Raw genomic sequence first — 21185 nt, 5'->3', positions numbered from 1 at the left:
GCTTTGACGGTGAAACTTTTTCGGTGAATTATTCGTTGAAACAAACGAAATAAAGTACTCTATGCTCGTTCGATTACTAGGAATTGGAGCTGTTGTTGCGTTTGCTACTACTAGCGCGGTAAGTCAAGTCTCGTATCGTTTTAGAAATTTTTCTATTAACGATGGACTCTCACAGAGTTCGGTGACGACTATTGTGCAAGACGAAGCAGGGACCTTATGGCTGGGAACCCAGGACGGTCTGAACCGTTTTGACGGGCAACAATTTGAAGTATTTACCTCGGATGACACTCCCGGACTGGCTAGTTCCTATATACACTGTGGTCTGAAAGATCAAAAAGGACTATTGTGGTTTGGAACGGCAGACGGTATTTCCGTTTACGACCCCAAAAAAGAAACCTTCCGGTCACTCCTTGCATCAGATGATAACAACCTTTCCATTGAAAGTATTTCGGAAGAACACAACGGAAATATTTGGGTGGGATCTTCCACGCACGGATTAGCGAAATACGATCAAAAAACCAAAAAAGTCTCGTTTCTGACGGGAGCTATTCCTTCCAAACGCATCCATTATATCAAATTCGTTTCAAAAGACCAACTGATAGTTTCTTTTGAAGATGTGGGAGTATATGTTTACAACCTGATAACAAAAGCATGGAAACAACTCACACCTGCGAATAACAGAAAAACCTGGCTGGTTTCAGATGCGGAACCCTTTACGGAAAACAGTCTTATTTTTTCCAGTAACGAAGGACTTTGGCTGTTCGACACCCAAAACCACAAACTAATCCCGTTCTTAAAGTTCATCGGGAAAGATTATGGCATAGAAGAGTTCTCGGATGTGTATGTGAAATCGATCAATGAGTTTTATATCGCTACGGTAAACAACGGATTGATCAGTGTCAGTAATTCCAGAGATGGTTATAGGGTTACCGTCAGTAAAAAAGACATTTTCCAGAAGAATGCCATCCTCTTTAATGAGCTGAATGAATTGTTTTGTGATGAAAACGGAACAATATGGATAGGGACATTGAGAGGACTGAGCGGATTTAATCCGAAAAACGATTCCTTCTTTGGAGTGGGCCCGGCAGCCAACCTGAACCTGGGATTGCCTTCCGAAAGTGTTTGGGGTTTCGCAGAATCTTCCGATTACTCGAAAGTATACATAGCAACAGATTTTGCCATTTCAGAATTGGACCGTAAGACCGGGAAATTCAAACATTACTACATTTCAAAGTCCGGTGATTTTAATGAGAACAGCATTGTTTCCATTCACCACATAACGGATAAGCACTTTTTGGTCGGGGCGAATGACGGATTGTATGATTTAAAGATCCAAAATGGAAAAGGAACCTTTAAAAAAATCAATTACAAAGGAATTTCCAATCCATCCGGTTTTCAGCAAATTTACCAGATTACACCTTACAAAGAGTCACACTATTTCCTGGCTACAAAAGGCGGAGTTCTGCTTTACGATATCAAAACCGGTGAATTTCAACCCTTTGTTTACGATCCGAAAAAACCCAAAACAACGATCGGTGCCGGAATTTGCCGGGTGGCATATAGAGGACAGAATGACACTTACTATTTTGCAACAGGGGTAGGAGGAATCAACGTGCTTTCCATAGATAAAAACGGAAAAGAGCGGATTATTCCTTACCCGATGAATAAATCCATTCTGAAAGCCAGTCGGGATGTTATCTCCAGCATTTACCAGGAAAACGAAACAACCTTATGGCTTGGTTCTTCCGGATCGGGATTGCTGAAGCTGAATCTGCAGAGCGGTGAAGTAAAGGCATATACCCGCAAGCAGGGACTTCCGAATAATTTTGTTTACGGGATCCTTCCGGACAGCCGCGGTAATCTGTGGTTAAGTACCAATAAGGGATTGTGTAAATTCAATAAGACCGAGGAAAGCTGCACCAATTATTCCGAAGTGAACGGATTAATGAGCAACGAGTTTAATACCGGTGCATACCTGCTTTCCGGAAACGGAGATATGTATTTCGGAGGAATTGAAGGATACAATTTTTTCGATCCGGAAAATTTACAGGAGCTTAAGGACAAAGTATATGTCAACTTTTTGAAGTTCCGGTTCGATGATCGCTGGTTAAAGCCCGGCGATAAAGGAGCACCGTTTAAAGAATCATTTTCCTTTCAGTCGAATATCAAATTGGGGTACGATGAGCGAAGTTTCACGATCCGTTTTTTACCAACGGATTTGATCAACCGCGACCTGCTTCAATTCAAGTACGAATTGGAAGGTCTGGACGAAGGTTCCGTATTCCTGGGTTCTTCCAGTGAAATTCACTTTACTTCACTGACTCCGGGCTCTTATGTCCTGAAGATTTATGTGAAGCGCATCGACGGGAATTGGGTGCAGGCTTCTTCACAGATGAATATCGAGATCGCAGCCCCTTTCTGGTGGAAATGGTGGTTTTGGGTAATCGTTTTGATCGTTTTGACCCTGATCATTATTGTTTTCATCCGCTCACGAATCGATTTGGCAAGAAGAGACCAGGTGCGTTTGGAGATGAAGATTGTGGAGAGAACCAAAGAGATCCGGGCTCAGAACATGAAGATCGAATCTCAGAAGAGAGTCATTGAAGAAGAAAAAACGAAAGTAGAAGAACAGAAGCGTTTGCTTCAGATCGAAAAAGATAAAACAGAGACCCTGCTTCGTAACATCATCCCGGAATCTACAGCGGAGGAACTTAAAACAAAAGGCCGCGCTTCGGCACGAGCTTATAAAACGGTTTCTGTACTATTTACGGATTTTGTCGGCTTCACGAAAATTGCTGAAGGGTTGAAACCAACTGACCTGGTAAATAAGCTGGATGTATATTTCCGGAAGTTCGATGAGATTATCGTAAAGAATAACCTGGAGAAAATCAAGACTATCGGTGATGCTTACATGTGTGCCGGTGGTGTTCCTGTGCGTAACAATACCAACCCGATAGATGCGGTATTAGCTGCGCTGCAAATTCAGGATTACATGAATACACTGCGGGAGGAGGCATTGAAAAACGGTGAAGAATACTGGGAATTGCGCTTAGGGATCAATACAGGGGAAGTGACGGCCGGAGTTATCGGCTCGGAGCGACTGGCCTATGATATTTGGGGAGCAACTGTAAACCAGGCACAGCGGATGGAAATGATGGGTGAACCCGGAAGAGTAACGATTTCCGGATCTACCTTTAAGCTCATTGAACCATACTTCGAATGTACGTATCGCGGAAAGGTAAAAACGAAGAGTAAAGGATTGATAGAAATGTTTACGGTAGAACGCATCAAACCCGAACTTTCAATCAACGGCGAAGGATTGTACCCGAATGACCGTTTCCAGCAGATCGTCAACCTGCATTTATACAGTAGCATTAATTATTACAAAGCGGAACGACACATTATTAAGGTCTTGGAGAAAGGCTTGTCGCCGATGCTGCATTACCACAGTATTGAACACACCAAAGATGTTGTTCGTGCCGTTGAACGTTATGCCTTGCTGGAAGGCGTTACCGATGAAGGGTTATTCCTGTTGAAATCAGCAGCGACATACCACGATGCCGGATTCGTGGAAAGCTATGAAAAAAACGAACCGATAGGAGCGAGAATGGCTGAAGAGATCCTTCCGAAATACGGCTACTCGGATCAACACATTGCCCAGATTAAAGAACTGATTTTCGTGACACAGATCCCGCATCAGCCGAAAAATAAACTGGAACAGATTATCTGCGATGCCGATTTGGATTACCTGGGAAGGGATGATTTCCATGAAATCTCCGACCGCCTCAGAAGAGAGCTGCGTGAGCACGGGAAGATCCAGGGCGACAGACAATGGGACCTGATGCAGGTTGCTTTCCTGAATATGCATAAGTATTTTACACCTACGGCTATTGCCAGCAGACAAACCAAGAAAATGCAAAACCTCAAGGAAGTAGAAGAACGTCTGGAAAGAAACGAGTACAAGGATTAATCAAGTCGCTATTGGATTAGGAGGAATGGAAAAACAAGGCTATTTTTGGTAAAAATTTGACAATGAGAATTGGTGTTTTTGGATTATTAGTGCTGCTTTGCAGCTGTGGAAAAGATACGGTAGAACCATCCAACAATATCGAAGGAACCTGGAATTGGGTTTCCACCATTCAGGATTCTACTTTTGCAGAAGATACGGCGTCGTCATCAAACAGACAGGTTTTAACGATTGTGGATTATAAGAATATGGATTGGAAGCGTAATGACACCACTTATTACCAGGGCGTTTACATCTATGGAATGAAAATGTCCCAAACGTTGGGAGTGAACAAGCTGACAATGAAATTAAGCGGGATTTCCTATGGGTTCATGCTGAACCATGTGGGAGACACCCTTTGGATACAGGAAGACCGGACCGGAGGATTTACCTACCGGTTTTGTAAAGACTAGAAAAAGAAAACCCGTCCTGGCTTATCCGAGACGGGTTTTTTTAATATAAAAACGGTAAGTAAAATCTTAACTGAATAAAACACTGCTTCCGTATTTCCCTGCAACCGGATTCACAATCAATGTTGGAATTTGAGCATCGTTTGTAAGAATGTATTGCTCATGGTTTGCGGTAATAACACCCAGCATGTTATTGCGGTTCAAATTCATGATAGCGATCAAATCGGCATCCAATGATACGGCATGTTTTACCACTTCTTTATCAAATCCGCTGTTTGGGACAACTTTTGTCGTCACATCGATTCCTCTTTCGTGGAAGAAACGCACTGCAAACTGGATATTTGCTTTCACCTGGTGGCGCAGGAACTCATCCGATTCGTCAGGTGTGATTACGTGAACACGCGATTTGAAGTAAGTAGCGATATTTGCAACATAAGCCAATTTTTGCTTCGTTTCCTTGTTTAGATCCAATGGAACCACGATATCGTCATAACCGGTTTCCCGGATAGGTTTTTCCTGTACAACAATAAATGGAACCGTAGAATGGGTAATTACTTTCAAGGCATGACTTCCGGTAATATGCTGCCACCCGGTTTGACCATGTGTACCCATAAAAATAAGTTCAGCATGGTTTTCCGAAGCAAAATCACCGATATCGTCAAAAATATTTCCAACACGGACGTAAGCTGTAATCTTTATCTGTCCCTTGTGCTGCTCTACAATACCTTTCAATTTTTCTTCCGCTTCGTTAACAGCCTTGTCTTTTGCTACAACATGTAATAGTAAAATCTCCGCACCGGTAATCTTTGCAGTATTAATCGCATGGTTCAGAGCATTTTCCGCAACCGGTGTAAAATCGTGGGGAACAATAATGGTCTTTTTTTCCATAAGGAGTTTTTGTGGGTTTTATATAGTAGTGCAAATGTAATCAAAGCATTAGAAGCTTGATTCTATTTCCTGGACCAATATTAAAAATAAGACGTTAATAAAACAATAAGTCGTGGTTTTTTCTCACTTTTGTAAGGATTACAAAATGAAGAAGAAATGCCAATAATCGGGAAATTATTGAAAAAGACTACCGAATTTTCTGCGCGCAGAAATGCGTTGAAAGGACTTGATTTCAAAGATCAGATAAAAGTCCTCTCGAAGATCTTAAAATTTGCGCAGGAAACGAAATTTGGCTATCACTATGATTTCCAATCCATTTTGGACTCAGAAAACATAGTGGAAGAATTCCAAAGAACCATTCCGATTCGTGATTATGACCAGTTTTACCAAACCTGGTTACATCGCTGCCTGGACGAAGAGGAAGATGTAATCTGGCCCGGAAAGATCAAATATTTTGCACTTTCTTCAGGAACAACAGGTTCACCGAGTAAACGGATCCCTGTTACCAAACAAATGATCCGTTCATTCCAGCGCAATACAATTAAACAGTTTACAGCAACTGCTGACCTGAACCTTTCCGATGGATTCTATCAAAAATCGTTTTTAGCGGTCGGCGGATCTTCCAAACCGGAAAAAAAAGGAAAACACTTTGAAGGCGATCTGTCCGGAATTCTCAAGAAACATACTTCGGTTGTGTTGCTTCCGCTTACCAAACCGGATGCAGAAACAGCAGCGATAAAAGACTGGAATAAGAAGATGGACCGTATGGTGGAAAAAGCACCGGAGTGGGATATCAGTACCATTGCCGGAATTCCGAGCTGGTGCATTATGCTGATGGAACGCATCATTGAAAGATACCAGGTAGAATCGATCCACGATATCTGGCCGAATTTGGAATTGTACCTGTCGGGAGGAGTTTATATGGAACCTTACCTGAAACGCTTTGAAAAGGTTTGTGGAAAAAAGGTGCATATTCTGAATACTTACCTCGCTTCGGAAGGATATTTTGCCTACCAGAAAAGAGCTGAAAGCAATGGAATGCAATTGCTGTTGAAATCCGGGATTTTCTTCGAATTTGTACCGTTTAACCGGGATAATTTTGACGAATACGGGAATCTGAAACCTGAAGCAAAAGCATTGTCTGTTGATGAGGTAACCACGAAAGAAGATTATGCCCTGGTCATTTCAACAAATGCCGGATTGTGGCGCTATTTGGTTGGAGACCTGGTTCAGTTTGTGGATTTGGAACGACGGGAAATTCGCATTAGCGGACGTATCAAACAGTATTTAAGTTTAGTGGGCGAGCACTTGTCGCTTGACAATATCAATATGGCAATCATGAAAGCCGGAGAGAAACTCAACGTGGCCATTCCGGAGTTCTGCCTTTATGCAAACACGGAAGAACAAAGACATTATTGGTGTTTCGGAACGGACAAGTCTATGGACAATGAGCTGGTTATGAAAACCGTTGATGCTTTACTTTGCGAATTGAATGATGATTACGCTTCGGTGAGAAAATACGATACTCTGAAAACCCCGGCGTCTTACCAAACGGATGTAACTAATTTCTACCAGTTCATGGAGGAAAAAGGGAAGTTGGGATCTCAGAATAAATTCCCGCGCGTAATGAACGAACACCAGTCGCAAGAGTGGAGACTCTTCCTGGGGATTTAATCCCGAAAGCATATAGCAGAGACGTGAAGCTTCACGTCCCTGCCAGTTTAAAGTCGTATACGAATTGATCTGTGGATTATGACTGAAGTCTTTTCAACTCCCGCTCCCGCATTTTCGATTTGTAGATTGCATTGGCAACTACCACGATGATAATCATAGCAGAACCCGCGTAGAAATTTCCGTTTAGCAGCTCATCCTCATGTAAAATCGGAATAGCCAGTAAAATGGTGTAAACCGGTTCCAGGTTGATGCTTAGAGAAACCGTAAATGCCCCCAGTTTTTTCATCACCTCGATGGTGGCAATAAATGCAAAGGACGTACAGCAAACACCCAGGAACAAAAGCCAGGCAAAATCGCTTCCGGTCATTTTAAACAAGTTGCTGTCCAGTTTTCCGTTGTACAAAAGCATCCCGGAAAGGAAGACCAATCCGATTCCCATTTCATGAAGCGTAATAGCAGATGAAGGAACCTCTTCTGCCAGCTTCGCATTAAAAACGGAAAAGAAACCGGCACAAAGCGCAGAAGTCAGCCCGAGAGCAAGTGCTAAATATTGCGTTTCGTCGAAATCGGAAGAAACAAAGTAAATCCCGAAGATTACCAACGCGCCGAATAGGAATTCCACCCAGGAGAATTTCTTTTTGAAGACAATCGGCTCAATCCAGGTAACGTGCAGGGTAGCTGTTGACAAGCACAAAATTCCCAATGAAGCAGTGGAAAGTTTAATAGCACTGTAAAACGTAATCCAATGCAGGGCAACAATGATTCCGGTCCCGAAAACTTTCAGCATGGTTTTTCGATTGCGGATCCTCATGGGCATTTTCAGCAGGTACAAACCAATGAGCAGCGAAATAAACGCGATCAGGATACGGTGCCAAACCAAATACTGTGCTTCAATATGGATGAGTTTTCCCAAAATTCCGGTGAACCCCCACATGAAAATAATGAGGTGCATCAAAATATAATACCGGAACTTTTGAAACATGCCCCAAAGTTAGAGCTTATTTGAATCCCTGCTTTGTTTCTTTCGACAAATTCAGCAAATATTACACCTCTTAATAAACAAAGCCGGCAGGGGGAGAGAATGGAGAGTTTCTCTTAGTTCCCTCTGCCGGTCTTTGTTACTCTATGAAAAGTTTTTGAACTTGTCCGTTTGCATGTACCAGGTACGTACCGGCCGCAAGGTTGGAAATATCGAGCACCGTAATTTCTGAGTTCGTTTCACTGGTAAAAAGGAGCTTACCGGATAAATCGGTAAATACGATCTTACTTTCCTTGTTTGGAAGAGAAACGGTTAATTGACTGGTTGCCGGATTTGGCCACATAGCGAATGCGCCGGATGTGTTTTCCCGGAGGTCAAGAGATGTTGAAGGGTATTCAATAATGTAATAAAGTTCATTGGTATTAAACACATCATTCCATTGCCCGGCTTGACCCAAAGGCCAATTGGTAACAGCTATTGCCAAACCGTCCTGGTTGTTCCAGTTATCCGGCTCGTTGCCCCAGTTTTCGTAACTTCCGTTTACAGGTGAACCGTTGGAAGTACCTATCCAGAAAGGAGAAGATTGTGTGTCGTTATCACCGTTCCAAACCCAGTTTCCTTCGGAAGAAGAATCATTGCCGCCCAACCACATGTAGGATGCACCACCTCCGTCCGGAGCAACGGTTTGTGCATGATCAAAAAATACATTGTTGATTTCCTGGAATAGTGCGTCCTGTTCTTCCTGAGAGTTGATCTCAACAAGCTTTCCCCCGCGGGAAACAGCACAGGAAGCTGCATTCTGCCAGTTTTGGTTCTCAAGCACGATCTCGTAAGCTGAACCATTGAATTCGAAATACCGGATGAGAAAAGGATTGACAACACACTGGGCATTCGCTTGGTTTACACCGCAAATACCTATTGCGATGAATAAAGAATAAATTGTTTTCATACGATGGAAGTTTAATTCGACATAACCGTTTACCGGTATTCCGAAATTAAACCATCAGTAGTTGTAAGTAGTTATGAAAAACCCGGATTTAATTATGGATTTGCCCCGGTTCATTTACAGGATGCAGCGAACAAACCAATAAGCAGTAGGCGAAACACCTCATTTTTGATTCGATTGATCTATTTAAAATCAGCAGATTTTTTGAAATTGTGGATTCACCGCTAAATCGATCCACTAAAAGGTGAAAGCTATTTCATATCTTTGTCAAAAAGCAAAAACAGCAGGTATGTCACACATCATCACATTGAGCGATTTTATTATGGAACGACAGGCGGAATTTCCGGGCTCATCCGGGGAATTGTCCCGCATTTTGAACGATATTTCAATTGCATCAAAAATTGTGGCAAGAGATGTTCGTAGAGCCGGATTGGTAGATCATATCCTTGGTGCCCAGGGAGATATGAATATCCAGGGTGAAGAACAGCAAAAACTGGATGTGGTTGCAGATAACCAGTTTATCAAAGTGTTTGAATCAAGTGGTGAGATCTGTGGAATTGCTTCTGAAGAAAATGACGACTTTTTAGCCTTTACATCCGAACGCGCTCAAAGTGGAAAATACATTGTGCTGTTTGATCCTTTGGACGGTTCTTCCAATATCGACTGCAATGTTTCGATAGGAACGATTTTCTCAGTTTACAAACGCATTTCTCCGAAAGGTACTCCTGCAACCCTGGAAGATATGCTGCAAAAAGGAACACAGCAGGTTGCTGCCGGTTACGTTCTGTACGGTTCTTCAACCATGTTGGTTTATACAACCGGACACGGGGTAAATGGATTTACACTCGACCCTTCCATCGGTGAATTCTGTTTGTCGCATCCGAATATGCGCATGCCGGAAACGGGCCGTATTTATGCCATGAACGAAGGAAACATTCACGAATGTGAACAGGGAGTAAAAGATTACATTTCGTTTTGCCAGGAAGTTAAGGCTGACGGAAGACCTTATTCCGGAAGGTACATCGGCTCTTTGGTAGCAGATTTTCACAGAAACCTCATTAAAGGGGGAATTTACATTTACCCGGTAACGAACCAAAGCCCGAAAGGAAAACTGCGCTTGCTTTACGAGTGCAACCCATTGGCTTTTGTTGCCGAACAAGCAGGCGGAATGGCAACCAACGGTACAGAACGCATTTTGGATTTGGAACCGCACCAATTACATCAGCGCTGCGGATTCTTTACAGGTTCCAAACAAATGATGGAAAAGGCGATTAACTGCCTGGAAACAGCACGTGCCAAGGCATAATGTTCCTCGATTTCCGGAAAATAGAAAACCTTCATATTTTGCTTTGGCTGCTCAAGGATATTTGCTGGGCAGCTGATCTGAAATGGCCGGGAACGATTATGATCCTGCCAACACTTGCCGTCGCTTTTTGGCTAACCTGGAAAATGCGCAGCTCCTATTCCGAATTGATGCATAACCTGGCGGTAATCCTTTGGATCCTGGCAAATTCGACCTGGATGATCGGTGAATTTTTCTTTGATGACGGAACACGCCCGTTGGCACTGATCTTCTTTGGAAGCGGATTGATTTTGTTGTTTGTATTTTATGGACAGCAATTGTTTGCCAGGGGAATTCCTGGAAAAAATGACTCAAACGAATTAGATTAGATGTAATTTAGCATCCGCCGCCGCGGATTACGACCCTATGATAAATAATCAGGAATATTACATTGCTCAAGAGGCTGCAGAACATTTTCGAAGGCTAAAAAACTCATTCAAAGGAGACAAGTTAACGGAAGAGGATCAACAGGAGATTTTTGTTTTTTTGGAATATGCGGAGAAATTTGTTGGTATCCAATATCTTGCACTTGCAATAAAACTTGTTTCAAATCAAAAATACAAACTTGGAAATACAGCTCTATTTAAGGTTTATGATCTGATTTTGACGAATAAGAAGTTACATCCATTGCTTCCGAGGGTCATTTTTCCGAACTGGATTCTTTTCATGGAAAACCGTCCTGAAGCAATTGATTTGTTATTCATGTATCTTGGTCCTCAAAAAATAAAAATCAATAAAACTGTCCACGAAAGTGTGCTCATTCATTATGGAAGTAACTTCAATAGATTAAACAACCGGTATCAAAACCGCATTTTTGAGTATTGTCTGATAAATGATTGTGAGAACAGGTTGCTTTTAAAAGTTTATGCAAACCACTATCCGTTTATCCGTTCAAAATTGCGAGAAAGATTCATGGAAAAAATCATGTTGGATAACACGATAAAAAACAATTACTATCATACTTTTCTGACGGATTTAATGGTATTCAATGATCTGTTACAAAAGCAAATTTTGGAACGAATTTCCGAAGCTAAAAAGTGAATATTCTACTTCATGGTGTTCACAATATTCATGGAGGGCAGGAATTGCGCCGTCTGATCATCCTTGAAAGGAGTACTTTTCGTTTCCAGCAATTTTTCGTTCAATTCCGGGTAGACTAGCGTATTTTTCACTTCCAGCATGCGTTTTTCCGGCTGTTGTAAAATCTGCTCCACAACAGTGACCGTATCGTGAATAATCGTTGAAGCGGTCCTGAAAACCGGAATTTCTTTTACGATCGTGTCGTGAATGATTTTCCCGGAAGAAGCACCGGTCACCGAAATTTCCAAAGGATATTCGGAGAAACGCCAGTTAAGGGAAAAACTTTTTTGATTCCCCACCATAAAAAGAACGATCAGGCATGCAGCTCCGATCAACACCTGGTAAAGTGGAACGGAACGATTTAAAAAGTGCTTTTTCGCTTTCGGAATTTCCAGAGCCAGCGGTTCATGATCGGGGTATTCGAGAGCAGGTACTGCAGCAATTACAGTTCGCTGAAGATTGTATTCCGCTTGCGTTAAGTGATTCAGAACGAAGGATTTCTCTTCGTTGGTAAGTTCCTCAAAAGATTTGGATTCGATCAAATCGAATAAGCGTTCGTGTTGCTCTTCCATATCAATTCAATTTAAAAAGTATTGTTTCAAAACTCGGATCAAAATGTTTCAGTTGATCCGTGATTTTCTTTGTTGCGTAGAATAAGCGCGATTTTACCGTTCCCAGGGAAGATTCCGTGATCTCTGCAATTTCGTTTAAGGGAAAATGTTCCAGGTAGCGCAGTACAAAGACCGTTTTGTGATGGTGTTCCAGGTCGTCAATGGCGTCTTGCAATGCCTTTAAGAACAGCTTTTTCTCCAGGAGATTTTCAGCTAAACCGCTCGGATGATTGATTTCCGGATGCAGTGAAACCGTTTTTCCATGATGCCGGTAAGCGGTTTTGCACATGTTGGAAGCAATTGTAAAAATCCAGGAATAAAACTTCTTCTCCGGATTAAACAGGTGTTTTTTCTCCAGGAGTTTCAGGAAAATTTCCTGCACAAAATCCTGTGCCAAATCCACATCCTTGTTCAGCATTTTGATAAAGTAACCCAGCAGTTTTTTGCTGTACCGTCGGTGCAGTTCCTCCAAGGCCAATTCTGCTTGTTTGGCAGACAAAGGAGAATGATGGTCCATTACCTGAACCATCAACTCTTCGTCGCTTTGTTGTTTATGATGTAAACTCTTCAAGGTTACTTAGGCTTTTTCACTTTTCTATTATTTCCATCACAACTCGAAAGCCGACTGCAGGGTCCGGGTTTGAATACGTTTGTGTTTTATCAAAAGTACAATCTTCAAACAAGTCGTACCAGGATCCTCCGATTGCTTTTCCCCTGGTGCTGATCATTTCGGAAACATTTCCGAGAGTATTGTAAAGTCCGAGCTTGTTGGGCAGATAACTGGATACTTTTACCTGGTGAAAACCACCGTCATCAAAAAAGCGCTCTTTCGAGGTGCGTATGTTTCCGCGGTAATGTTTCCCATCGGGTTCCTTGATTTCATTGTTTGGGAACGGAGTAATGGCTTTCGAATCTCCGGAACCAGCTGCAGTTCTCCATTCTTGCTCTGTTGGCAAGCGAAAGACAACCTGTGTAAATGTTCTTTTGCGCTGCAAATTGTATTGTTTGGTTAACCATTCACAGTATGCTTTTGCTCCTTCGTATGAAATGCAAACGGCAGGATAATCTTGATAAGCCGGATGCCAATGGTATAAATTCATCATTGGATCATTGAAACTGACGGCGTATTTGTCCTTGATCCATTGGGTAGAATCATACAGAGCAGATTGGTACAAGTCGGTTTGACCGGAAATTTTCAGATTATTCAGGAATTTGCTGTAATCTCCGTTCGTTACTTCATACTTGTCCATATAGATGTTTCCGTTAACAGGGATCATGTTTTTTTCCAGGGTTTTCAAATCAAGCACCGCTGAAAGAATGGAAACCGGCTTATTTTGTTCGGAAAGGAGTTCAAAAACCTCACTTTGCTGTCCGCTTTGTTCAGACACTTTCAGCAGCAATAGTTCCAGTTCCTGCTTTTTCAGGGTTTCTTCTGTTTCCGAATAATGCTTGTACAATTTGATCATGGAAGGAACATACATTCCATTGAATTCCTGTGCTTTCAGATCCCCGATGTTATAGGAAAAAACTTCTTTCAGGTAATCCAGCAAATACCGTTTTTCATAATTCCTGCGAATGACTGCTGTGTTGTCAAAATTGGAGTCACTGTATTTGTATGCCAAACCGGTAAGGTACAATTTATCACCAAAGTCTTTTTCAAATAAGCTGATAGCCGTTGTTGCCACATAAACCGGTCTTTTACCCTGGAAAAAGTGCGCATATATTTGCTTCTTCTTTTGCAGGTATTCTTCGTCGGATTCAGGCTCTTTCACTGTTAATGGAGGATATCCAAGTTCTTTCAGGAGCCGGTTTCTGTAACCTTCCAGTTCAATGAGTGAAGTATTGACAACTGTAATGTCCCGTCTCATTTTTTTAGCCGCCTGCATAATCCATGCAGCGTATGTGTCATTGTCTCCGATGGTAAATAAGATTGCGTTTTCGTCCAGTTCGGAGACTACATTGTATCCCCAGTTGAGCAATCCCACGGGCAGTTCGTTGGTATTGAACATTTTCTGGCCGTACACATCAAATTGCTGCTGGTTGCGTTCCATCGCATAATGAATCAGCATTTCGTCCAACAGTCTCGGATCGTCCGGGTTGATCGCGGCAGCTTTTAAAAGTCCTTCCGGGTTTCCCCATGCCCCTTCGTTTTCTATGAAAGGGATGAAATAGCCCTCAAAAGTATTCGGCATGGCTTTTTGAACTTCCCCCGCGATTTGTGCACAGAGTTCGGTGTATTTTTTTCGCTCTTCTGATCCGTGCGGATTGGTGTTTCGAAGCGCTCTTGCCGAAGCATAATAATTTGTCCAGGCAGTTCCGTTCTTTGGACTTTTATCTACTTCTGCTTTCCAAAGTCTTAGCTGGTCTTCGTACCATTTTAATGCTCGTTCTTCTTTCACGATACTGTAAACCGTTTCCGGTTTTTGGTCTCCGTCTTTCTGAGCAAAGGAATTGAAACAGGTTAAAAAAGTAAGTCCGATAAATAAGTGTTTCATGTTCTTAAATTAAAAAAATCTGCGCCTGCGCTGACCTTGCTTTGCCAAAACGCTTATGCTGTAGCTTGTGCCGCCGCTAAAGCTTTGGCGACATGCGGTCAGCGAAGGCACAATGGCTTCACAAAGGCAAGAGCTATGGCGTAAGCGTAGCGCGCTTGACCTCTTGGTTTCTAAAAGGATTACTCAGCCGGTCATCAAAGGTTCATTCCAAATGATTGATTTTTTCAAAAAAGTTTCGACAAAACGAAAAAACCCCTCTCGGCTCAGCCGAGAAAGGGTTTTGAGCAGAAAAAGAATTTTCGGGATCTTATTCTTTCACAAAAGGTTTCCGGTCGTATTTTCCTCCGGCAGTAATTTCCAGAATGTAAAAACCGTTCTTCAGTGAATCAATTTGAATGATCGTATTTTCGAAGTTTCCGGCAAGAACCTCTTTTCCTTCCGGATTGATGATGCGGTATGTTCCAACCGTCAATCCTTCGATGTGAATTTGTTCTTTGGCAGGATTCGGGTAAATGGAAAAGGTCAGCTTTTCTTCTTCCTGTAATCCCAGGAACTGTGTTTCACAATAGAAATTCTGTTCGTTGTAGAAGTGCTGAATGTGGTTGGCAACATGGAACAAACTGTCTACACTCGAAGTTAAGTTTCCTTCGTAACTTCTGGCAAAAATGGCCGCATTGTTATAACAAAGAATCTTTCCCGGACCAAAAACAACTCCGTCGTGCGCGGCAACTGTTCTGCGGTCTCCGGGAGGATTGGGAATACCGGCAAACTCGTTCCATCCTATAGTCGGATCAATATCGTTGTAAATATAAGTGGTTGGCTGATTGTTCCCGTCGAGCAACGGACTTCCATCCGGTAAAAGACCATTTAAGGCGTTATGGTATTTCGAAGGGGTGTTGAAACCGGACGCATTTGTAATCTGAATATTAGAGCTTAAATTTCCGTCGAGGGTCAGGATTCCTGCAGCCGGGGGGTATGCACCGTAACCGGGTTTTCCGGAGAAATTCTCGTCGTTCAGATCACCATTATAAACATAGATCAGGTTTCTTCCCGGTTCTGTTCCGATATAATCATCGTATGGATTGCCCAGATCGAAATCAGCCAAATGACCCACATGGAAATCATTCATAAAGTTTGTTCCACGATTGAAAACGGTTGTTTGGAAGAAAACGGTATTCGTTAAAGCAGCATCAGTAGAATCGTTGTATTGGTAGAACATCATATGCACTTCTATTCCTGCCTGGTCCAACCCAGAAGGATGTGCGCCTTTTCCATCATTGATAATGGTATAAATAGCTCTGTCTCCGCGAATCAACGGATAATCTCCGCTTTCAGGTTCATAAATGTGGTCTCCGTCCAAATCACGGAATGGAGCAAGAAGCGGACTTTCGCCGTTACCGGTGTTTCCATTTCCAGGCCAGGAGGCAATAAACGGCGGAACCACATAACCGGGATCCATCCAATGAGCTTTGTGTTCGTCAATTTGTGCTTTGTTAATCATCCATATAGAGGATTGGTATTTATCCAGGTAAGATTGAGCATTGTAGTTGACGGCATTCGGCAAATACGGTCCCGGAGAAAAATCCGAATACATGAATTGAGAAACTGCGCCTTTGAGATTTCCGTTGACATCTGTTCCGGTAGCCATAAATGCCATGGAATAGATAGAACTTACCAAACTGTCTTTTGGCACAAAGTATCCGCCGTTGATTGTTGGGTTGCTGAAGAACATTCCATTATTCGAAACGGAGAATTTAACGTTATCATTGGAGGATGTGACAGTCAGCGAGCCTTGTCCGAATAAAGCTCCGCCCGATCCCAGGATTAGAAGTGAAGTAATGATTGCTTTCATAATTGAGTTATTAAGTGAATAATAACACTGAACGCCCGGGTCGCAATTATAGTTGGTTAAATGATCGTTTTATTGACGGATCGGAGCAATTGGATTATTTGAAGAGATAAGAGGTTGATTAAAGCAAATGTCTGACCTGCCCTAAAAAGAAAAGCCACTCGCGGAGACGAATGGCTTTTTGTGGACATACTACTACTACTTATTACACCACACCTAAAGAGGATTGATCGATAAAACGCGGATAACCGGTTTTAAGGAATAAGACCCATTTCCCTGGATCACAATACTTTTCTCTGCATCGAAATCGAGTACCAGTTCATACTGCGTATTCGGTGCGAAATTGGAGTTCAAATTAATTTTTAATCCGGATTGCTGTGCTGAAGGTGTTGCTAAAGGATAATATAAACTATCTACCATCACATTGTTTTCATCTCCCAGTACCAGGCGCAATTGCTGCAAATCTCCCGAAGGAAGTGTTCCCGCATTTACAAGGGTTGCAGAAACATCATTCTGTAAGGTCAACAGATCGTAAACTCCTGCTACAGTAGGAAGATTGATCCAGCCCTGCCCATCGTGATGAACCTGAACCTGCAACACTTCTACATTTACCTGCTGGAAATCACCGGGCGCGTCCACCATCTTCACAGTCATTTGACTTGTTCCTTCTTTCTTCTTGCACCCAGTTGAAATCCCCAACATTCCCACTAATGCCAACACCACAAAATATGTCGTTTTCATAATTCTTAATTTTCGTTCGTGCCAACACTTAGTAAATGCTGTGCCAAAAAACAGAAAGCCCGGTTTTAAAGGGATTTGAATAAAAAAGGTCTTCAAACTTTTTTCATTTTGAAAAAAATGGTTTCAAAAAAGTAAAACATAGGTAGTGGCGGAAAATTTTCCGCCACTACCACGGACCAATTCCAGGAAAAATTCACGAACTTTGTACCAACTTTTATAAGGGGGTACAGTGCGCTGTGTCCCCTAAACTGTTTATTCAAAATATGGACCAGGCACAATTTTTACAACGATTCAAAAAACTCAAAGGACTCGATCAAACAGCTGATTTATTGCAGCAGGCAGAAATTCGTATTCACTGGAAAGGACTGATCGGTTCTTCCAAATCCATTGCGGCAGCTTCTGTTTGCGAGCAGGTTCCGGGAAATCATTTATTCATCCTGGAAGACAAAGAAACGGCGGCTTACTTTCTCAACGACCTGGAACAATTGTACCCGGACAATAAGCACATTTACTTTTACCCGGCTTCTTACCGCACGCCTTATCAATTGGAGGAAACAGACAATGCCAACGTGGTGGCGCGTGCCGAAGTACTGGAAAAGATCAATACCGGGAAGAACACGTGGGTAGTTACTTATCCGCAGGCTTTGTTCGAACGCGTACCGACTCAGAAGAAACTTTCCGAAAACACCATGCGTGTGGAACGCGGGAAAAGCTATTCCATTGATTTCTTCAATGAATTTCTCCTGGAATACGGATTTGAACGTGTGGATTTTGTGTATGAGCCCGGACAGTTCTCCATCCGCGGAGGAATTGTCGATATTTTCTCTTTTTCGAATGACCAGCCTTTCCGGGTTGAATTCTTCGGAGATGAGGTGGATTCGATCCGGACTTTTGACCCGGTTTCCCAGTTGTCGGTCGGAACACACACACATTTTTCGGTGGTTCCGAATGTGCAGCGCCAGTTGGTTCTGAACGGAACCGGGACTTTCCTGGAGTTCATCGGGAAACAAACGACCATTTGGCTGGCATCCAACGACCTGGTAAAAGCGGCTCTGGAAAAGGATTACGAAAAGGCCGTAACCGTTTACGACTCACTTCCGAAAGACACGATCAAACACAGTTTACCGAGCGAATTGTACATGCATCCTTCCGACTGGAAAGAGCGCCTTCCGGTGCATGCTATTGTGGAGATCGGACCGGAATATGCATTCAAAGCTTCGGAAGTCATTCAATTCGAAACGCTTCATCAACCCACATTCAACAAGGATTTTGACCTGTTGAAAGATGACCTGATTGCCCGTAAAAAAGCAGGAGCAGAAAACCTGATCTTTTCCAATCAGCCGAAACAGATCGAACGCTTGTACCAGATTTTCGAAGATATTGGCGCAGAAGTGGAATTTGAGCCTATGAATATTGCTTTGCACGAAGGATTTATTCTGCCTTCGCTGAAGCTGGTTTGTTATACCGACCACCAGATCTTTGAGCGTTACCACCGTTTCAAACTGAAGGAAGGTTTCCGCCAGGCAAAGCAGGCGCTGACTTTAAAGGAAATCTATAACCTGCAGAAAGGCGATTATGTGACGCACATCGATCACGGAGTGGGACAGTTTTCCGGGCTGCAAACCATTGATGTGAACGGAAAACCGCAGGAAGCCATTCGTTTGGTTTACAAAGACGGCGATGTGCTCTATGTGAGTATTCACTCCTTGCACCGCATTTCGAAATTTACCGGAAAAGACGGAGCTGCTCCGAAAATGAATAAACTGGGAACGCAGGCCTGGGCAACGCTGAAACAAAAGACTAAGAAGCGTATCAAGGAATTGGCTTTCGACTTAATCCAATTGTACGCAAAGCGCAAAAGTCAACCCGGATTTGCGTTTTCTCCCGATACTTACCTGCAAAATGAGCTGGAAGCTTCGTTTATGTATGAAGACACTCCGGATCAGTTGAAAGCAACGCAGGCCGTAAAAGAGGACATGGAAAAACCCATGCCGATGGACCGGTTGGTTTGCGGGGATGTTGGTTTCGGAAAAACAGAAGTAGCTATTCGTGCGGCATTCAAAGCAGTGGCCGACAGCAAGCAGGTAGCTATTCTGGTTCCCACCACGATCCTGAGTCATCAGCATGCGCGCTCTTTTGCGGAACGCCTGAAGAATTTTCCGGCAAATGTGGATTACATCAACCGCTTCAAATCTGCGAAGGAAATCACGGCTACCCTGAAAAAAGTGGCAAGCGGTGAGATCGATATTTTGGTGGGAACACATAAAATTGTCAGCGATAAGGTGAAATTTAAGGATCTTGGATTGATCATTATCGATGAAGAGCAAAAGTTCGGAGTAGCTGTAAAAGACAAATTGAAAACCCTGAAAACAACGGTCGATACACTGACACTCACAGCAACGCCGATCCCGAGAACGCTGCAATTCTCACTCATGGGTGCCCGCGATTTGAGTATCATCAATACACCGCCGCCAAACCGTCAGCCGGTTCTAACGGAAGTCATTACGTTTAACGAAGAATCGATCCGGGATGCTATTTCCTATGAAGTAAGCCGCGGCGGACAGGTTTATTTTGTGCACAACCGCCTGGCGAATATCAAGGAAATGGCCGGAATGATCTCGCGCTTGTGTCCGGGAGTCCGGGTGGCAATCGGTCACGGACAAATGGAGGGGAAACAGCTCGAAAAGATCATGATGGATTTCATCCAGGGCGAATACGACGTTTTGCTGGCCACAACGATCATTGAATCGGGGATTGATATCTCGAACGCGAACACGATCATCATTAACGACGCACACAACTTCGGGTTGAGTGATCTGCACCAGCTGCGCGGACGCGTGGGCCGATCCAACAAAAAAGGATTCTGTTACCTTATTTCACAACCGATCAGTTTGTTGACTTCCGAAGCGCGCAAACGCCTGGAAGCTTTGGTCCAGTTCTCCGATTTGGGTTCCGGTTTCAACATTGCGATGAAAGATCTGGATATCCGCGGAGCCGGAAACCTGTTGGGTGGTGAGCAGAGCGGATTCATTTCCGAGATCGGTTTCGAGATGTACCAAAAGATCCTCAACGAAGCCATGGACGAACTGAAAGAGGAAGAATTCAAAGACCTCTACGACGACCGCAACACCGAAACAATGGGCGCGCACTTCGTGAAAGACTGCGTCCTGGAGACCGATTTCGAGCTGCGCATTACCGAAGATTACATCAACAACGTATCCGAGCGTCTGAGCATTTACCAGGACCTCGACAACCTCGAAACCAAAGAAGAGATTGAAAATTACAAGCAGCAATTGATCGACCGCTTCGGTCCGCTGCCAAGAGTAGTGAAAGAGTTACTTCGTTCCTTCGAACTGCGCTGGCTGGCTCAGGAAATCGGCTTCGAGAAACTCGTAATCAAACAAGGCTCCATGATCGGTTATTTTGTGTCCAATCCGCAGAGCAAATACTACGAGTCGCCGATTTTCACGCAAGTCCTGAAGTACGTTCAAAGCAACCCGAAGGACTGCAAGATGAGTGAGAAAAACGACAAACTGCGCCTGATTTACAGCAACGTGATGAATATGGACCAGGCATTTGAGCGGCTGGGGGAAATTGTGGAATAATCACGAGTTCCTTAATGGAAAAAGGAGGGTTAGAAATTTCCTCCCTCGAGGGAGGATAAAGGAGGGTGGTGAGTGTAATTATTAACTGAAAACGAAACAATGTTCTGTAAAAAATGCACCAACGATATCCCGGAATTACACTTTTCGAAGGAAGTGCTGCTTGAAATACGTAGTTTGGCGGCTCATGAGTTCTTTGTGGTGAAATAAAAGAGAATTTAGCACGTAAATACCTTACGGATTGCCAACAGCATATTTGTCAGAAACAGACACTTATGCTCACATGTGATGAAAAAATCCGCGCATTGAAAAACTGCCTGGAGGACATCGGTTCTTCCTATGCAGACAGTTTTAAAACAGACATGCTCTTTTATTTCAACGATTTCGATCCGGCCGATCCTAAGCTGAATTTTTTGCAAGAACTGGAATTTGAATCGGAGATCACAGGCTGGGTAAACCGAATCACTTCACTGATGGTAATGAAGTATGAGAAGGAAGAGGAGACGGTGGGGGATTTTGTTTGGGAGTATGGTTAAACTTGAGACATCTAAAACTTGTTAAA

General features: G+C 43.1%; 15 protein-coding genes. 7 read left to right on the top strand and 8 right to left on the bottom strand.

The features are described from left to right. The first annotated feature begins 61 nt into the window (after positions 1-61). Both QZT69_RS03700 and QZT69_RS03695 read left to right on the top strand, forming a co-directional pair. Positions 62-3970 carry an adenylate/guanylate cyclase domain-containing protein gene (locus tag QZT69_RS03700; protein WP_367241815.1) on the top strand — a complete coding sequence of 1303 codons (3909 nt, stop codon included), beginning with the start codon at positions 62-64 and terminating at the stop codon, positions 3968-3970. Between the two features lie 62 nt (positions 3971-4032). After that, positions 4033-4419 carry a hypothetical protein gene (locus QZT69_RS03695; protein WP_294670625.1) on the top strand — a complete coding sequence of 129 codons (387 nt, stop codon included), beginning with the start codon at positions 4033-4035 and terminating at the stop codon, positions 4417-4419. Positions 4420-4485: 66 nt separating this feature from the next. Here the strand turns inward: QZT69_RS03695 and QZT69_RS03690 are convergent, their stop codons facing one another. Continuing rightward, positions 4486-5304: a universal stress protein gene (locus tag QZT69_RS03690; RefSeq protein WP_294670623.1), complete on the bottom strand. Its 819-nt coding sequence runs from the start codon at positions 5302-5304 to the stop codon at positions 4486-4488. A 156-nt stretch (positions 5305-5460) separates the two neighbouring features. Between QZT69_RS03690 and QZT69_RS03685 the strand changes: the two genes are divergently transcribed. Next, positions 5461-6978: a GH3 auxin-responsive promoter family protein gene (locus tag QZT69_RS03685; RefSeq protein WP_294670621.1), complete on the top strand. Its 1518-nt coding sequence runs from the start codon at positions 5461-5463 to the stop codon at positions 6976-6978. 76 nt (positions 6979-7054) lie between these two features. Here QZT69_RS03685 and QZT69_RS03680 read toward each other — a convergent pair whose 3' ends face one another. Further along, entirely contained in the window at positions 7055-7960 is a 906-nt protein-coding gene (locus tag QZT69_RS03680) for a DMT family transporter (RefSeq protein ID WP_294670620.1), read from the bottom strand. Positions 7961-8096: 136 nt separating this feature from the next. Beyond that, positions 8097-8906 (bottom strand): T9SS type A sorting domain-containing protein, encoded by an 810-nt coding sequence (locus tag QZT69_RS03675; RefSeq protein WP_294670618.1) that lies wholly within the window; start codon positions 8904-8906, stop codon positions 8097-8099. Between the two features lie 286 nt (positions 8907-9192). Here QZT69_RS03675 and fbp point away from each other — a divergent pair, with 286 nt between their 5' ends. Continuing rightward, entirely contained in the window at positions 9193-10209 is a 1017-nt protein-coding gene (gene fbp / locus QZT69_RS03670; protein WP_294670616.1) for a class 1 fructose-bisphosphatase, read from the top strand. Between the two features lie 38 nt (positions 10210-10247). Beyond that, the gene (locus QZT69_RS03665) at positions 10248-10574 is read left to right on the top strand and encodes a hypothetical protein (RefSeq protein ID WP_294670614.1); all 327 of its coding nucleotides are present in this window, start codon (positions 10248-10250) and stop codon (positions 10572-10574) included. Positions 10575-11291: 717 nt separating this feature from the next. On the opposite strand, the gene QZT69_RS03660 is transcribed toward QZT69_RS03665, so the two are convergent. From QZT69_RS03660 to QZT69_RS03640, 5 genes are all read right to left on the bottom strand, one after another. Beyond that, positions 11292-11897, bottom strand: a complete 606-nt coding sequence (locus QZT69_RS03660) for a hypothetical protein (RefSeq protein WP_294670612.1) — start codon at positions 11895-11897, stop codon at positions 11292-11294. A gap of 1 nt (position 11898) precedes the next feature. Beyond that, positions 11899-12507, bottom strand: coding sequence for a sigma-70 family RNA polymerase sigma factor (locus QZT69_RS03655; protein ID WP_294670610.1), 609 nt, complete (start codon positions 12505-12507; stop codon positions 11899-11901). Positions 12508-12523: 16 nt separating this feature from the next. Further along, the gene (locus QZT69_RS03650; RefSeq protein ID WP_294670608.1) at positions 12524-14431 is read right to left on the bottom strand and encodes an SUMF1/EgtB/PvdO family nonheme iron enzyme; all 1908 of its coding nucleotides are present in this window, start codon (positions 14429-14431) and stop codon (positions 12524-12526) included. 307 nt (positions 14432-14738) lie between these two features. Next, entirely contained in the window at positions 14739-16283 is a 1545-nt protein-coding gene (locus QZT69_RS03645; RefSeq protein WP_294670606.1) for a T9SS type A sorting domain-containing protein, read from the bottom strand. Between the two features lie 213 nt (positions 16284-16496). Beyond that, entirely contained in the window at positions 16497-17021 is a 525-nt protein-coding gene (locus QZT69_RS03640) for a DUF4382 domain-containing protein (protein ID WP_294670604.1), read from the bottom strand. 263 nt (positions 17022-17284) lie between these two features. Between QZT69_RS03640 and mfd the strand changes: the two genes are divergently transcribed. Both mfd and QZT69_RS03630 read left to right on the top strand, forming a co-directional pair. Continuing rightward, positions 17285-20626, top strand: a complete 3342-nt coding sequence (gene mfd, locus QZT69_RS03635) for a transcription-repair coupling factor (protein ID WP_294670602.1) — start codon at positions 17285-17287, stop codon at positions 20624-20626. 272 nt (positions 20627-20898) lie between these two features. After that, the gene (locus QZT69_RS03630) at positions 20899-21159 is read left to right on the top strand and encodes a hypothetical protein (protein WP_294670600.1); all 261 of its coding nucleotides are present in this window, start codon (positions 20899-20901) and stop codon (positions 21157-21159) included. Positions 21160-21185: the final 26 nt, after the last annotated feature.

The sequence above is a fragment of the uncultured Fluviicola sp. genome (assembly GCF_902168135.1).
Taxonomy (GTDB): Bacteria; Bacteroidota; Bacteroidia; order Flavobacteriales_D; family Crocinitomicaceae; genus Fluviicola.
This window is presented reverse-complemented; position numbering and strand designations above follow the sequence as displayed.

What these genes read in the sequence shown, in the direction of transcription:
- QZT69_RS03695 (WP_294670625.1), top strand. Translation starts at nt 4,033, where the DNA reads ATGAGAATTGGTGTTTTTGGATTATTAGTGCTGCTTTGCAGCTGTGGA.
- QZT69_RS03640 (WP_294670604.1), bottom strand. Translation starts at nt 17,021, where the DNA reads ATGAAAACGACATATTTTGTGGTGTTGGCATTAGTGGGAATGTTGGGG.
- fbp (WP_294670616.1), top strand. Translation starts at nt 9,193, where the DNA reads ATGTCACACATCATCACATTGAGCGATTTTATTATGGAACGACAGGCG.
- QZT69_RS03650 (WP_294670608.1), bottom strand. Translation starts at nt 14,431, where the DNA reads ATGAAACACTTATTTATCGGACTTACTTTTTTAACCTGTTTCAATTCC.
- mfd (WP_294670602.1), top strand. Translation starts at nt 17,285, where the DNA reads ATGGACCAGGCACAATTTTTACAACGATTCAAAAAACTCAAAGGACTC.
- QZT69_RS03690 (WP_294670623.1), bottom strand. Translation starts at nt 5,304, where the DNA reads ATGGAAAAAAAGACCATTATTGTTCCCCACGATTTTACACCGGTTGCG.
- QZT69_RS03645 (WP_294670606.1), bottom strand. Translation starts at nt 16,283, where the DNA reads ATGAAAGCAATCATTACTTCACTTCTAATCCTGGGATCGGGCGGAGCT.
- QZT69_RS03685 (WP_294670621.1), top strand. Translation starts at nt 5,461, where the DNA reads ATGCCAATAATCGGGAAATTATTGAAAAAGACTACCGAATTTTCTGCG.
- QZT69_RS03680 (WP_294670620.1), bottom strand. Translation starts at nt 7,960, where the DNA reads ATGTTTCAAAAGTTCCGGTATTATATTTTGATGCACCTCATTATTTTC.
- QZT69_RS03700 (WP_367241815.1), top strand. Translation starts at nt 62, where the DNA reads ATGCTCGTTCGATTACTAGGAATTGGAGCTGTTGTTGCGTTTGCTACT.
- QZT69_RS03630 (WP_294670600.1), top strand. Translation starts at nt 20,899, where the DNA reads ATGCTCACATGTGATGAAAAAATCCGCGCATTGAAAAACTGCCTGGAG.
- QZT69_RS03675 (WP_294670618.1), bottom strand. Translation starts at nt 8,906, where the DNA reads ATGAAAACAATTTATTCTTTATTCATCGCAATAGGTATTTGCGGTGTA.
- QZT69_RS03660 (WP_294670612.1), bottom strand. Translation starts at nt 11,897, where the DNA reads ATGGAAGAGCAACACGAACGCTTATTCGATTTGATCGAATCCAAATCT.